This window comes from Pantoea sp. LS15, assembly GCF_012241585.1.
Lineage (GTDB): Bacteria > Pseudomonadota > Gammaproteobacteria > Enterobacterales > Enterobacteriaceae > Enterobacter.
In genome coordinates this window covers 125,423-140,128 of record NZ_JAAVXA010000004.1, presented here as the reverse complement: position 1 = coordinate 140,128, position 14,706 = coordinate 125,423, and the positions used below count along the sequence as shown (strand labels likewise).

At 52.2% G+C, this 14,706-nt stretch carries 17 protein-coding genes; 15 read left to right on the top strand and 2 right to left on the bottom strand.

The features are described from left to right. Positions 1-91: 91 nt before the first annotated feature. From pabC to HED65_RS08320, 14 genes are all read left to right on the top strand, one after another. Complete coding sequence (gene pabC / locus HED65_RS08385) at positions 92-907, top strand: aminodeoxychorismate lyase (protein ID WP_114978210.1); 816 nt, start codon at positions 92-94, stop codon at positions 905-907. After that, positions 904-1,926, top strand: a complete 1,023-nt coding sequence (gene yceG / locus HED65_RS08380; protein ID WP_114978209.1) for a cell division protein YceG — start codon at positions 904-906, stop codon at positions 1,924-1,926. Before pabC ends, yceG begins: the two co-directional genes overlap by 4 nt. After that, positions 1,916-2,557, top strand: a complete 642-nt coding sequence (tmk, locus tag HED65_RS08375) for a dTMP kinase (protein ID WP_114978208.1) — start codon at positions 1,916-1,918, stop codon at positions 2,555-2,557. Before yceG ends, tmk begins: the two co-directional genes overlap by 11 nt. Beyond that, the gene (holB, locus tag HED65_RS08370) at positions 2,554-3,558 is read left to right on the top strand and encodes a DNA polymerase III subunit delta' (protein ID WP_114978207.1); all 1,005 of its coding nucleotides are present in this window, start codon (positions 2,554-2,556) and stop codon (positions 3,556-3,558) included. The genes tmk and holB overlap by 4 nt, the downstream gene beginning before the upstream one ends. 10 nt (positions 3,559-3,568) lie before the next feature. Next, positions 3,569-4,363, top strand: coding sequence for a metal-dependent hydrolase (locus tag HED65_RS08365; RefSeq protein ID WP_114978206.1), 795 nt, complete (start codon positions 3,569-3,571; stop codon positions 4,361-4,363). 297 nt (positions 4,364-4,660) lie between these two features. Next, positions 4,661-6,094 carry a PTS glucose transporter subunit IIBC gene (gene ptsG, locus HED65_RS08360; RefSeq protein ID WP_108090213.1) on the top strand — a complete coding sequence of 478 codons (1,434 nt, stop codon included), beginning with the start codon at positions 4,661-4,663 and terminating at the stop codon, positions 6,092-6,094. A gap of 256 nt (positions 6,095-6,350) precedes the next feature. Continuing rightward, on the top strand, positions 6,351-6,710 hold the full coding sequence (hinT, locus tag HED65_RS08355) for a purine nucleoside phosphoramidase (protein WP_114978204.1): 360 nt from the start codon (positions 6,351-6,353) through the stop codon (positions 6,708-6,710). A 1-nt stretch (position 6,711) separates the two neighbouring features. Then, on the top strand, positions 6,712-7,086 hold the full coding sequence (locus HED65_RS08350; protein WP_028019039.1) for a YcfL family putative periplasmic lipoprotein: 375 nt from the start codon (positions 6,712-6,714) through the stop codon (positions 7,084-7,086). 10 nt (positions 7,087-7,096) lie between these two features. Beyond that, complete coding sequence (gene lpoB / locus HED65_RS08345) at positions 7,097-7,744, top strand: penicillin-binding protein activator LpoB (protein WP_028019038.1); 648 nt, start codon at positions 7,097-7,099, stop codon at positions 7,742-7,744. Then, entirely contained in the window at positions 7,725-8,549 is an 825-nt protein-coding gene (thiK, locus tag HED65_RS08340; RefSeq protein ID WP_114978203.1) for a thiamine kinase, read from the top strand. Before lpoB ends, thiK begins: the two co-directional genes overlap by 20 nt. 11 nt (positions 8,550-8,560) lie before the next feature. Then, positions 8,561-9,586 carry a beta-N-acetylhexosaminidase gene (nagZ, locus tag HED65_RS08335; protein WP_114978202.1) on the top strand — a complete coding sequence of 342 codons (1,026 nt, stop codon included), beginning with the start codon at positions 8,561-8,563 and terminating at the stop codon, positions 9,584-9,586. Between the two features lie 34 nt (positions 9,587-9,620). Further along, positions 9,621-10,163 (top strand): alpha/beta hydrolase YcfP, encoded by a 543-nt coding sequence (gene ycfP / locus HED65_RS08330; RefSeq protein ID WP_028019035.1) that lies wholly within the window; start codon positions 9,621-9,623, stop codon positions 10,161-10,163. 238 nt (positions 10,164-10,401) lie between these two features. Further along, positions 10,402-11,706: an NAD(P)/FAD-dependent oxidoreductase gene (locus HED65_RS08325; RefSeq protein ID WP_028019034.1), complete on the top strand. Its 1,305-nt coding sequence runs from the start codon at positions 10,402-10,404 to the stop codon at positions 11,704-11,706. Between the two features lie 193 nt (positions 11,707-11,899). Further along, entirely contained in the window at positions 11,900-12,439 is a 540-nt protein-coding gene (locus tag HED65_RS08320) for a glycine zipper 2TM domain-containing protein (protein WP_008500779.1), read from the top strand. A 59-nt stretch (positions 12,440-12,498) separates the two neighbouring features. On the opposite strand, the gene HED65_RS08315 is transcribed toward HED65_RS08320, so the two are convergent. After that, positions 12,499-13,134, bottom strand: a complete 636-nt coding sequence (locus HED65_RS08315; protein WP_028019033.1) for a TetR/AcrR family transcriptional regulator — start codon at positions 13,132-13,134, stop codon at positions 12,499-12,501. 244 nt (positions 13,135-13,378) lie between these two features. Between HED65_RS08315 and bhsA the strand changes: the two genes are divergently transcribed. Further along, entirely contained in the window at positions 13,379-13,636 is a 258-nt protein-coding gene (bhsA, locus tag HED65_RS08310; RefSeq protein ID WP_114978200.1) for a multiple stress resistance protein BhsA, read from the top strand. A 77-nt stretch (positions 13,637-13,713) separates the two neighbouring features. Here the strand turns inward: bhsA and ldtC are convergent, their stop codons facing one another. Beyond that, complete coding sequence (gene ldtC, locus HED65_RS08305; protein WP_114978199.1) at positions 13,714-14,679, bottom strand: L,D-transpeptidase LdtC; 966 nt, start codon at positions 14,677-14,679, stop codon at positions 13,714-13,716. Between the last annotated feature and the right edge of the window lie 27 nt (positions 14,680-14,706).

Below are 14,706 nucleotides of genomic sequence, written 5' to 3'. Positions count from 1 at the left end.
TCCGCTTGTCGGACCTTTTTTATTCGGTTTTATCCCCTTGTCCGATGATATTCACCTTGCCAGACTGTACGACCACGCATAAGGAGCCAGTATGTTTCTAATCAATGGCCTTGAGCAGGACACGCTTCCTGCAAGCGACAGGGCGACTCAGTTTGGTGACGGCTGCTTCACCACGGCGCGTATTCGTCATGGCGATGTCTGTTTACTTGCAGAACATATCCGACGATTGCAAGGTGCCTGTGAAAAACTGCTGATACCTTTCAAGGACTGGGACACACTTGCCGGCGAGATGGCTCAACGGGCAAAAGGGCATTCCAGCGGCGTACTGAAAGTGATCATCAGCCGTGGCAGTGGTGGCCGGGGCTACAGTGGCGCGAACTGCCAGCATCCGGTGCGGATCCTCTCCGTTTCTGCATATCCTTCACATTATGAACGTTGGCGTCAGGACGGTATCACGCTTGAATTAAGCCCAATACGTCTTGGGCGAAACCCAGCGCTTGCCGGAATAAAACACCTTAACCGTCTTGAGCAGGTCTTGATCCGCGCTCATCTTGAGCAGTCAGACGCAGACGAGGCACTGGTCCTTGACAGCGAAGGGTTCATTACTGAATGCTGTGCGGCTAATTTATTCTGGCGGCAGGGCAGCGATGTCTTTACGCCGAAGCTTGATCAGGCTGGCGTAAATGGCATCATGCGCCAGTTTTGTCTACAGCAACTGGCACACTCTGGTTTTCGCGTTGTCGAAGTTAACGCAACTGAGAATGCGCTGATAACAGCAGAAGAGGTTGTTGTCTGTAATGCGTTAATGCCAGTTGTACCTGTTCGTGCCTGTGGCCAACAACGTTGGCCATCGCGCGAGCTGTATCATTTTTTAGCCCCGTTATGTGAGCAAACCAGAACGTCATGAAGAAAATGTTGCGCTTTATCCTGCTCCTGGTTGTTGTGCTGGCGATTGCTGGCGGAGTCGGAGTGTGGAAGGTTCGTCAGATGGCGGACAGCAAGCTTCTGATCAAAGAAGAGACAATATTTACCCTTAAAGCAGGAACCGGACGTCTGGCGCTGGGAGAACAGCTTTACGGCGATAAAATCATTAACCGTCCGCGTGTCTTCCAGTGGCTATTGCGTATCGAACCTGAGCTGTCACATTTCAAAGCCGGTACCTATCGTTTTACACCTGACATGACCGTCAGAGACATGTTGCAATTGTTGGAAAGCGGTAAAGAGGCTCAATTCCCGCTGCGTTTTGTGGAAGGGATGCGCCTGAGCGATTATCTCAAACAGCTGCGTGATGCGCCGTATATCAAACATACCCTGAAAGATGATCGCTACCAGACAGTTGCTGAAGTGTTGAAATTCGAACACCCGGAATGGGTTGAAGGCTGGTTTTGGCCTGATACCTGGATGTACACGGCGGGCACCACCGATGTGGCGATTTTGAAGCGGGCACATAAAAAAATGGTCGCCGCAGTGGATTCCGCCTGGGAAGGGCGAATGGAAGGGCTGCCATATAAAGATCAAAACCAGTTTGTCACGATGGCCTCAATTATAGAGAAAGAGACGGCCGTCGCGGCCGAGCGCGAACAGGTTGCATCGGTGTTTATCAACCGTCTGCGCATCGGTATGCGTCTGCAAACCGACCCTACTGTCATCTACGGTATGGGCGAGAGTTATGCGGGTAAGATCTCGAGAAAAGATCTTGAGACGCCAACTGCGTATAATACTTACGTGATTAGCGGTTTACCGCCAGGCCCGATTGCCACGCCAGGTGAAGCTTCTCTGCGTGCGGCTGCACATCCGGCTAAAACACCGTATCTCTATTTTGTGGCTGATGGAAAAGGGGGACATACCTTTAACACCAACCTTGCCAGCCATAATCGCTCTGTTCAGGACTATCTGAAGGCACTTAAGGAAAAAAATGCGCAGTAAATATATTGTCATTGAGGGACTCGAAGGGGCGGGTAAAACCACCGCTCGCAACGTGGTGGTTGACACACTCAACGCGCTCGGCGTTGCGGACATGGTCTTTACCCGCGAGCCGGGCGGTACGCAACTGGCTGAGAAGTTGCGTAGCCTGGTGCTGGATATTAAATCCGTTGGCGACGAAGTTATCACTGACAAAGCTGAAGTGTTGATGTTTTACGCGGCGCGCGTACAACTGGTTGAAATGGTAATCAAACCTGCGCTGGCCGCTGGCAAGTGGGTAATCGGCGACCGTCACGATCTGTCTACTCAGGCGTATCAGGGTGGTGGACGTGGTATTGACCAGACGATGCTGGCAACACTGCGTAATGCCGTGCTCGGTGATTTTCGTCCCGATTTGACGCTCTATCTGGATGTGACCCCGGAAGTGGGTCTGAAACGTGCCCGTGCGCGCGGTGAACTGGACCGTATTGAGCAGGAATCTCTCGACTTCTTTAACCGCACTCGTGCGCGTTATCTGGAGCTGGCAGCGCAGGATAGCTCTATTCGCACCATTGATGCGACCCAATCGCTGGAAGTGGTTACCCGTTCTATTCAGCAAACCGTGACGCAGTGGCTTCGGGAGCAGCAGGCATGAAATGGTATCCATGGTTGCGCCCACACTTTGAACAGCTGATCAATAGCTATCAGGCGGGTCGGGGGCATCATGCGTTACTGATTCAGGCGTTGCCAGGGATGGGGGATGATGCGTTGATTTATGCCATCACCCGTTTTCTGATGTGCCAGCAACCGGAAGGGCACAAGAGTTGTGGTAAATGCCGTGGCTGTCAGCTGATGCAGGCGGGCACGCATCCTGACTACTATACGCTTGAGCCTGAGAAGGGCAAAAACACGCTGGGTATTGATGCCGTACGTGAAGTCAGTGAAAAATTGTACGAACATGCGCGACTGGGCGGTGCAAAGGTGGTCTGGCTTAAAGACGCCACACTGCTTACAGAGGCGGCAGCGAACGCGCTGTTGAAAACCCTGGAAGAGCCGCCGGAAAAAACGTGGTTCTTCCTCTCTTGCCGTGACCCGGGACGATTGCTGGCGACGCTGCGCAGTCGTTGTCGGCTTCATCACCTTGCAGTGCCTCAGGAATCGTGGGCGCTAAGCTGGCTGGAACGAGAGGTGACAACGTCACAAAATAGTGCACTGGCCGCATTGCGTCTGAGCAGCGGTGCACCTGCTGCTGCGTTGGCACTATTGCAACCTGATGTCTGGTCACAGCGAGAGACGCTCTGTAAGGCCGTTGACTCTTCACTCAACAGCCATGACTGGCTAAGTTTACTGCCTGCACTGAATAGCGATCAGGCCGTTGAACGTCTGCACTGGTTGGCTTCCTTACTTCTGGATGCACTCAAGATCCAGCAAGGCGCAACACTGCTGACCAACCTGGATGTGTGGCCGCTGGTGAACACACTGGCAAACCGCCTCTCAGGTAGGGTTCTGCACGCTATCCTTCATGAGGTTTGCCAGAGCCGTGAACAGCTTTTGACAGTCACTGGTCTTAATCGCGAGCTGTTACTGACCGACCAGTTACTGCGTATCGAACATTACCTGCAACCAGGCATCACACCGCCTGTTTCCCATCTCTGAGAGAGACATTATGTTTTTAGTCGACTCACACTGCCATCTTGATGGCCTGGATTATCAATCTCTGCATAAAAACGTGGATGACGTGCTGGCGAAAGCTGCCGCCCGCGATGTGAAATTCTGTCTGGCTGTCGCAACCACGTTGCCGGGCTATCGCACCATGCGCGAGCTGGTGGGCGTTCGCGATAACGTCGTATTTTCCTGTGGCGTACATCCGTTGAATCAGGATGAAGCATATGACGTAGAGGACTTACGTCGCCTGGCGGCGGAAGAGGGTGTTGTCGCGATGGGTGAGACAGGGCTGGACTATTTCTACACACCTGAAACTAAATCTCGCCAGCAGGAGTCCTTCCGTCATCATATCCGCATTGGCCGCGAACTTAACAAGCCGGTCATTGTTCATACCCGCGATGCGCGTGCGGATACGCTGGCGATCCTCCGGGAAGAAAACGTGACGGATTGTGGTGGCGTACTACACTGTTTCACAGAAGACAGAGAAACAGCGGGTAAACTGCTTGATTTGGGGTTTTATATTTCGTTTTCTGGGATCGTGACGTTTCGTAATGCAGAGCAGCTCCGTGATGCTGCGCGTTATGTTCCGCTCGATCGCATTCTGGTGGAAACAGACTCTCCTTATCTGGCACCGGTACCGCATCGCGGTAAAGAGAACCAGCCAGCCATGACGAGAGATGTAGCTGAGTACATGGCCGTGCTTAAAGGTGTCAGTATTGAAGAACTGGCCCGCGTCACGACCGAAAACTTCTCTACGCTGTTCCATATCGACCCCGCCCGCCTGCAATCTGTTTGATACACCTGTTTTTTTTAGGCTCGTAATTAATAAATAAAACGAGTAAAGTTCACCGCCTCATTTGGGGCGGTGAGGGTGTTTTTAGACACATCCGGACATGCTTTTTGTAAATAACTGAAAGTTTTTCGACCGCCTTAAGCTGAAACGTGATAGCCGTCAAACAAACCCAGAGGGAATTATTTTACTCTGTGTAATAAATAAAGGGCGCTTAGATGTCCCGTCCACGGCACGGTACTCCCCCCGGGCCAATGCGTGAAAGCGTAAAAAAAGCACAAATACTCAGGAGCACTCTCAATTATGTTTAAGAATGCATTTGCTAACCTGCAAAAGGTCGGTAAATCGCTGATGCTGCCAGTATCCGTACTGCCTATCGCAGGTATCCTGCTGGGTGTCGGTTCTGCAAACTTCAGCTGGCTGCCAGCCGTAGTATCCCATGTGATGGCCGAAGCAGGCGGTTCTGTCTTTGCTAACATGCCTCTGATCTTCGCGATCGGTGTGGCTCTGGGCTTCACCAATAACGACGGCGTTTCTGCGCTGGCTGCAGTTGTTGCCTACGGCATCATGGTGAAAACCATGGCTGTGGTTGCACCGCTGGTTCTGCACTTACCTGCAGAAGAGATCGCTGCGAAACACCTGGCAGATACCGGTGTTCTGGGCGGTATCATCTCCGGTGCGATTGCGGCCTATATGTTTAACCGCTTCTATCGCATCAAGCTGCCTGAGTATCTGGGCTTCTTCGCGGGCAAGCGTTTCGTTCCGATCATCTCTGGTCTGGCAGCGATTTTCACTGGCGTGATCTTGTCCTTCATCTGGCCACCAATTGGTTCCGCGATTCAGGCATTCTCTCAGTGGGCAGCCTACCAGAACCCAGTTGTTGCGTTCGGTATCTACGGCTTCGTTGAGCGCTGCCTGGTACCATTCGGTCTGCACCACATCTGGAACGTACCTTTCCAGATGCAGATTGGTGAATATACCAACGCGGCAGGCCAGGTATTCCACGGTGATATCCCACGCTACATGGCGGGTGACCCAACTGCAGGTAAACTGTCAGGTGGCTTCCTGTTCAAAATGTACGGTCTGCCAGCTGCAGCGATTGCTATCTGGCACTCTGCTAAACCAGAGAACCGTGCAAAAGTGGGCGGTATCATGATCTCCGCAGCGTTGACCTCGTTCCTGACCGGTATCACCGAGCCGATCGAGTTCTCCTTCATGTTCGTTGCGCCGATCCTGTACGTTATCCACGCGATTCTGGCGGGTCTGGCGTTCCCAATCTGTATCCTGCTGGGTATGCGTGACGGTACGTCCTTCTCTCACGGCCTGATCGACTTCATCGTACTGTCCGGTAACAGCAGCAAACTGTGGCTGTTCCCAATTGTTGGTGCGTGCTATGCCGTTGTTTACTACACCATCTTCCGTGTGCTGATCAAAGCACTGGACCTGAAAACTCCAGGTCGTGAAGATGCAACAGAAGACAGCAAAGCAGGCGCAACCAGCGAAATGGCTCCGGCACTGGTTGCCGCATTCGGCGGTAAAGAGAACATCACTAACCTGGACGCGTGCATCACTCGTCTGCGTGTGAGCGTTGCCGATGTTGCGAAAGTAGACCAGCCTGGCCTGAAAAAACTGGGTGCAGCAGGTGTTGTTGTGGCTGGTTCTGGTGTTCAGGCAATCTTCGGTACTAAATCCGATAACCTGAAAACCGAAATGGATGAGTACATCCGCGGCCACTAAGTTGTGACCAGGGGAGACTAAGGCAGCCGAATGGCTGCCTTTTTTATTGGTGCGGAATATGTCTTAAAAAACGTCACTAAGGCGCTCGAGCGGTCACTCTTCATACAGCAGATGAACATTCGGGAAAGAAATCGGGGGAGAAGGTTGAAAGGACAGGAGAAACTCGCTCATACTCTTGCGTTATGTCACACGATCGTTCGGAGAGTGTGTTAACAGCGGACGCACCACGTCAGATTAAACAAAAAAGGAAAAGGTCATGGCTGAAGAAACGATTTTCAGTAAAATTATCCGTCGCGAAATTCCTTCGGATATCGTCTATCAGGATGAACTGGTGACGGCTTTCCGGGACATTTCCCCTCAGGCACCGACTCATATCCTCATCATTCCTAATATTCTGATTCCAACTGTAAACGACGTAAAAGCCGAGCACGAAGTGGCATTAGGTCGTATGCTGACGGTGGCCGCGAAAATTGCTGAACAGGAAGGGATTGCTGAAGACGGCTACCGTCTGATCATGAACTGTAATCGTCATGGTGGCCAGGAAGTTTATCATATTCACATGCATCTGCTGGGCGGACGTCCTCTGGGGCCAATGCTGGCACATAAAGGTCTTTGACATGCTTAAAGGGCGTATTGCAGCGCTGATACTGATGGTGATGATTGCGGGGTGCAGCTCGCGTCCGGCGATCCCCGTGAGTGATGAACAGACGCTGGTGATGGAATCCTCTGTGCTTGCTGCGGGCATCACAGCGCAACAACCTGCGTTGACTATCAGTGAAATCAACTCTTCTGCTTCCTCTACGCTCTTTAATGAAAGACATGAACCCGTGACGGTTCATTACCGTTTTTTCTGGTATGACGTAAGAGGTCTTGAAATGCACCCGCTGGAGGCGCCACGGAGCGTCACCATTCCGGCAAGGTCGTCGGTAACGCTCTATGGCAGCGCCAACTATCTGGGTGCACATAAGGTGAGACTTTATCTTTATCTGTAAGGGGTGAACCTTGATTAAAAATATGAGCCGTTATGCGCTCGTGACAGCTTTTGCTTTATTCCTCGCAGGGTGTGTGACCCGTACTGAGCAGCCTGCGCCTGTGGAAGAAGCTAAACCCGGTACTGAGCAGCCGACACAACCCACGCAGCCGGAGCCAACCGTGCCGTCGGTTCCGTCAATTCCGTCGCAGCCGGGCCCGATTGAACATCCGGACCAGACATCACAGCCAGCGCCACGCGTGCGTCATTATGACTGGAACGGTGCGATGCAGCCGATGGTCGGTAAAATGTTGCAGGCTCAAGGCGTGACGGCAGGTAGCGTGTTGCTGGTTGATAGCGTGAACAACCGTACCAACGGTTCACTGAACGCGGGTGAAGCGACAGAGACGCTGCGCAATGCTCTGGCTAACAACGGTAAGTTTACTCTGGTCTCGGCTCAGCAGCTCGCGGTCGCCAAACAGCAACTGGGCCTGTCACCACAGGATAGTCTCGGTACCCGTAGCAAGGCGATCGGTATTGCCCGTAACGTAGGTGCACAGTACGTGTTGTACTCTAACGCCACCGGTAATGTGAATACGCCAGCTCTGCAGATGCAATTGATGCTGGTTCAGACAGGTGAAATTATCTGGTCAGGTAAAGGTGCCGTTACGCAACAGTGAATTTACGCGTGAAGAGATCCTGACGCGTTATTTTCCCCTGTATCGCCTTATCGCGCCGCAGGCCCATTCCGGGCTTGGCGGCGCGAGTTGCATTATAGAGCATGGCGAACAACGGCTGGTGCTGCGGCAGAATCATGATCCTTGCGCTCCAGCTTCCCATTTTCGTCGTCAGTTTCGCGCCCTGAAGCGTCTTCCGTCGGATCTTGTGCCTGAACCCTGTTTTTTCGGGCAGGGCTGGATGGCTGTTGCGTATCTGGCGGGTGAGATCAAAAGCGAGCTCCCGGACACCCCTGTGCTTGCGGCTATGTTGTATCATTTGCATCAGCAGCCGCGTCTGGGGTGGCGAATCGCGCTGCTTCCGTTGCTTGAGCACTACTGGCAGCAAGCCCTGCCAGACAGACGTACCCCAATGTGGCTTGCACATCTCAAACGACTGCGTAAAGCGGGTGAGCCACAGCCGATTCGGCTCTCACCGTTGCACATGGATGTTCATGTCGGAAACATTGTTCATACGTCAGTGGGGGCCAGGCTTATCGACTGGGAATATGCCGGAGACGGCGATATAGCGCTTGAACTGGCGGCAGTCTGGACAGAGAGTGAAGCCGCGCGGCAAAACCTCATCAGAGACTACGCCAGGGTGGCACATTTTGATGAAGAAGCGCTGGCGCGTCAGGTCAGGCGGTGGCGGCCATGGGTCGTGATGCTGATGGCTGGCTGGTTTGAAATGCGCTTTCAGCAGTCCAGAGACAAACAATTTATTGCGCTGGCAGACGATGCCTGGCGTCAGTTACAAACTAAAGGATAAGAGAGGTTGGTGTGGGTCCAGTCATGTTGGATGTAGAAGGGTTTGAACTGGATGCGGAGGAGCGTGAGATTCTGGCGCATCCGCTGGTGGGTGGCCTGATCCTGTTTACCCGCAACTATCACGATCCGGCACAGCTGCGTGAACTGGTGCGTCAGATCCGCGACGCATCGCGTAATCATCTGGTGGTGGCCGTAGATCAGGAAGGCGGACGCGTACAACGTTTTCGTGAAGGTTTTACCCGCCTGCCAGCAGCCCAGTCTTTTGCTGCGCTGTTAGGCACGGATGAGGGGGGAAAACTGGCGCAGGAGGCAGGCTGGCTGATGGCCAGTGAAATGATTGCCATGGATATCGACATTAGTTTTGCCCCGGTTCTGGACGTGGGACATATCAGCGCTGCCATTGGTGAACGCTCATATCATGAAGATCCGCGTATTGCGCTGGCGATGGCGACCCGGTTTATTGACGGCATGCACGATGCGGGAATGAAAACCACCGGGAAACACTTCCCGGGCCACGGTGCAGTGACCGCGGACTCGCACAAAGAAACCCCACGCGATCCGCGCCCGGAAGCGGAAATTCGTGCCAAAGATATGTCGGTGTTCCGCTCGCTTATCACCGATAACAAGCTGGAGGCCATCATGCCCGCGCACGTGATTTACAGCGACGTCGACCCACGTCCTGCCAGCGGCTCTCCGCATTGGCTGAAAACTGTTCTGCGTCAGGAGTTGGGTTTCAATGGCGTGATTTTCTCAGACGACTTGTCGATGGAAGGGGCCGCGATTATGGGCAGCTATGCGGAACGCGGCCAGGCGTCGCTGGATGCAGGTTGCGATATGATCCTGGTCTGCAATAATCGTAAAGGTGCCGTTAGCGTGCTGGATAACCTGTCGCCGATCAATGCAGAGCGTGTTACACAATTGTATCATAAAGGTTCATTTAGCCGTCAGGAGTTGATGGATTCGGCGCGCTGGAAGGCGGTCAACGCCCGGCTTGAAGACCTGAATGAGCGCTGGCAGGCACATAAAGCCAGTCTGTAAACCCTCCCGGAAGGCGTAGCGTGGTGAGAAGACAATGATCATCTATTTACACGGTTTTGACTCAAACAGTCCTGGTAATCATGAGAAGGTGTTGCAACTGCAGTTTATCGATCCGGATGTTCGGCTGATCAGTTACAGTACGCGCCATCCAAAGCATGATATGCAACATCTTCTCAAAGAAGTGGACAAGATGTTGCAGCTCAACGTCGATGATCGTCCGTTGATTTGCGGAGTGGGGCTGGGCGGTTACTGGGCGGAGCGCATTGGTTTCCTGTGTGACATCCGCCAGGTGGTTTTCAATCCTAACCTTTTCCCGAACGAGAACATGGAAGGCAAAATTGACCGCCCGGAAGAGTACGTCGATATTGCGACCAAGTGCGTCAGCAATTTTCGTGAGAAAAACCGCGACCGCTGTCTGGTGATCCTTTCACGTAAAGATGAGGCACTCAACAGCCATCGGGCTGCTGAACTGCTGCATCATTACTATGAGATTGTCTGGGACGAAGAACAGACGCACAAATTCAAAAACATCTCACCGCACCTGCAGCGTATCAAAGCGTTTAAAACGCTGGGTTAACCACTTATCCGCAGGCGCCAAAGCCCGGCCGCGAAAGCGTTCCGGGCTTTCTTTTTGACCAGAATTGTCTACTTTTAAGCCATCAAAACTTGATGCATATCAATTTTGGTATGACCAATGCGCCTGACGTGGTATTCTCAATGCACCTGAATGGTTTCAGTGATGTAACCTGTTGTTAATTAAGGGTTATTTTTATAACTTTTAATTAACAATTGGTTAATAATTTGAGGGGGTCACGTTGACTACGCCATTGAAAAAGATAGTGATTGTAGGCGGTGGTGCTGGCGGGCTGGAGCTGGCTACACAGTTGGGCAAGAAGCTGGGTCGCGGTAAAAAAGCCAAAATTACGCTGGTAGATCGTAACCACAGCCACCTGTGGAAACCGTTGTTGCACGAAGTGGCAACCGGTTCTCTGGATGAAGGTGTGGATGCGCTCAGCTATCTGGCGCACGCGCGCAACCATCATTTCCAGTTCCAGCTGGGCTCGGTGGTGGATATCAACCGTGAAAGCAAAACCATTACCCTGGCAGAGCTGCGCGACGAGAAAGGGGAACTGCTGGTTCCTGAGCGTAAACTGGCGTATGACACGCTGGTCATGGCGCTGGGTAGTACCTCCAACGACTTCAACACGCCGGGCGTGAAAGAGCACTGTATTTTCCTCGATAACCCGCACCAGGCGCGTCGTTTCCATCAGGAAATGCTGAACCTGTTCCTGAAGTACACCAGCAATTTGGGTGCGAACGGTAAGGTTAATATCGCCATTGTCGGCGGTGGTGCGACGGGTGTTGAGCTGTCTGCGGAGCTGCACAATGCGGTGAAACAGCTGCACAGCTACGGTTACAAAGGGCTAACCAACGAAGCGCTGAACGTCACGCTGGTTGAAGCCGGTGAGCGCATTTTGCCTGCGCTGCCGCCACGTATTTCCGGTGCGGCACACAATGAGCTCACCAAACTCGGCGTGCGGGTGCTGACGCAAACCATGGTGACCAGCGCCGACGAAGGCGGTCTGCACACCAAAGACGGCGAATACATCAAAGCGGATCTGATGGTCTGGGCTGCGGGTATCAAAGCACCTGACTTTATGAAAGATATCGGTGGCCTGGAAACGAACCGCATTAACCAGCTGGTGACGGAGCCGACGCTGCAAACCACACGTGATCCTGAAATCTTTGCTATCGGTGACTGTGCTTCATGCGCGCGTCCTGAAGGCGGATTCGTACCACCGCGCGCTCAGGCCGCACACCAGATGGCAAGCCTGGTGCTGCACAACATTCTGGCGCAGTACAAAGGCAAGCCATTGAAAGGTTATGTCTATAAAGACCACGGTTCTCTGGTTTCACTGTCAAACTTCTCTACCGTCGGCAGCCTGATGGGCAACCTGATGCGTGGCTCAATGATGGTAGAAGGTCGCATTGCACGCTTCGTGTATATCTCCCTGTACCGTATGCACCAGATTGCGCTGCACGGCTACTTCAAAACCGGGCTGATGATGCTGGTGGGCAGAATCAACCGTGTGATCCGTCCGCGTCTGAAGCTGCACTAATCTTTCACTCCCTCCGGGCTCTCCGGAGGGAGTTTTTAGCATATCATGCTGCTCATCACAGATTGAGTGCTTAAGAGTTCTCCTAAATACGTTTTATCTCCTCTCAACGTCCTTTTTTTGATCCTTTATCTTATTGGCGAAGCCTTGTCTCCATTGCAAAATTGTTACCAATAGCAACAAAGGAGGAAGTCCCGTGAATAAATCAATGTTGGCGGGTATAGGGATTGGTGTTGCGGCTGCGTTAGGTGTGGCTGCCGTTGCCAGTCTCAACGTATTAGACCGCGGCCCGCAATATGCACAGGTGGTTTCTGCTACACCGATTAAAGAAACCGTAAAAACCCCTCGTCAGGAGTGCCGCAACGTCTCCGTGACTCACCGTCGTCCGGTACAGGATGAAAACCGCATTGCCGGTTCTGTTCTGGGTGCGGTAGCAGGTGGCGTGATTGGTCATCAGTTTGGCGGTGGTCGGGGTAAAGATGTGGCGACCGTGGTCGGCGCGCTGGGCGGCGGCTATGCCGGTAACCAGGTGCAGGGCGCGATGCAGGATAATGACACCTACACCACGACTCAGCAACGTTGCAAAACCGTCTATGACAAATCGGAAAAAATGCTGGGTTATGACGTGACGTACAAAATTGGCGATCAGCAGGGCAAAATCCGCATGGATAAAGATCCTGGCACACAAATTCCACTGGATGGAAATGGCCAGCTGGTTCTGAATAACAAAGTGTAAAAAAGATGTTCTCTGAATTTAGCTCCTCATGCGCTCAGGCTGAGGAGCTTTTTTTTGCTTCAGATTTTGAGTAGTTCAGGCCACAGTCGTAGGGTGGTGTCAGTAATACTCTGCAATTTTTCCAGCGTGGCGCCTTCACGTGCGCTTATCGACATCCCCTGCAAAATACAGCTCAGATATTGCGCCAGTATCTGAGGATTGCAATGCGCGGGAATTTCACCACGCTGCTGACGCTGTGCCAGGAACGCACTTAGCGTCTCCTCTTGCATGGCATGACGCGACTTCACCGTTTTAGCGATCTCTTTAGAGGACGCCGCAAGGGTGGCAGAGGTGTTAATCATAAAGCAGCCAGCTGGCGTATCTTTACTGGTGAAGCAGGTGGCGACGGTAGTGAAAAAGTCCCGTAGCGCCTGTTCAACACTTTTCTCTTCACAAAAAAGTTGGGCTTCGTGTTTCGCTGCAAAGCGCGAAATGTATCTGTCCAGCACTGCCCTGAACAGCCCCTCTTTATTGGTAAATTCGGCATACAGCGTCGGCGCTTTGGCTCCGGTAGCTTCTACCAGATCAGAAAGCGAAGTTGCTTCATACCCATGTTGCCAGAAGAGAGTCATGGCCTTATCAAGCGCTGCATCCCTGTCAAACACTTTTGGTCGGCCACGGCTTTTCTTCGCACAACTCGTGACATCGGTTGTCATTTGCCGTTGGTCCTCTGTTGGTTTGGTGAGTGACCATTATAAAAATAAACGCAACCCACCACCAGTGCAGAATGCTTAAAAATAAATTAATCATATATGTATGAAAAATAACAACTTTAAAAATAACTTAATGCTCATTATAAAATTATGTTGACGCGTGATGTGGATCACATTTATGATTTACCTATCGATCGTTAAGTAATTAACTGACGACCTCCAAATTCATCTGCTAAAGGTAAACATCATGAAAAACGTAAAAACCCTCATCGCTGCCACAATTCTGAGCTCACTCTCTTTCGCAAGCTTTGCTGCTGTACAGGTGCAATCCACCCCTGCTGATCAGCATAAAGTTGGTACTATCTCTGCTTCTGCAGGTACTAACCTGGGTTCCCTGGAAGATCAACTGGCACAAAAAGCGGAAGAGATGGGGGCGAAATCTTTCCGTATTACCTCAGTGACCGGTCCTAACACACTGCACGGTACTGCTGTTATCTACAAATAAGCCCGGCTGAACCCTCATTTATGCCACTGCAATAAAAAACGCCCTGCATGAGCAGGGCGTTTTTCTTATCTGTGCGTTTACATCGCCTGTGTAGCGACGTCGTGATGTCGGGTAACATCGGTTGGCATTCCCGACCGGGCCTCCATTGCGCGCTCCATGACTACGCCATCGGTGCTGGTATTCGTTTTAAAACTTACCATTGCAGTATTCAGGTTAATGGGTAATGTCTGCGGATCATCGCCGATGTTTTTCGATAATGGCTGGTGAATTTCAACCAGTCGCACGCCACCTGGCTCCTCCGAGACTTTAATCGGCGTATTGATAATATTCACTTTAGTCCCCGGTGTGATGACGTTGAAAAGCGTCTTGATATCGTCATCACGCAGACGAATACAGCCGGAGCTGACGCGCATGCCGATGCCAAAGTCTGCATTCGTTCCATGCAACAGATAGACACCACCGTAAGCCGCAAGGCGGATCGCGTGGTGGCCCATTGGGTTGTCTGGCCCCGCAGGAACAACGACCGGAAGGTCGATTCCTTGTGCTTTATAACGGGCACGAATATTAGCCGTTGGTGTCCAGGTTGGGTTAGCGCGCTTATCTGATACGGTGGTAACCATCGTTGGTGTCAGGGTATCACCGCCCAACTGACCAATACCGATAGGGTAGACCGTAACTTCATTCTTACCCGGTGGGTAATAGTAGAGACGTAACTCTGCCAGATTTATCACGATCCCCTCGCGCGGGGCATCCGGCAGGATTGTTTGTAACGGAATGGTCAATACGCTGCCCGCACGCGGTACGTAGGGGTCTACACCGGGGTTCGCCTGCAGCAGGGCCAGAAAACCGACATTATATTTTTTAGCAATCGCTTCCAGTGAGCCTCCATTGTTTTCAACTACATGAAAGCGGTTTTCCCCCACGATCTTGCTGCCCGGTGGTGGAAGTGGCCAGGTATTTGCACGAGCAGGAAGCGCAACCGCGACGGTGGCTGCCAGCGCAAACAATGTTATCCAGCGAGTAAAACGCGAAGAGGTCATCATTACCATAATCCATATAAATGATAAGGT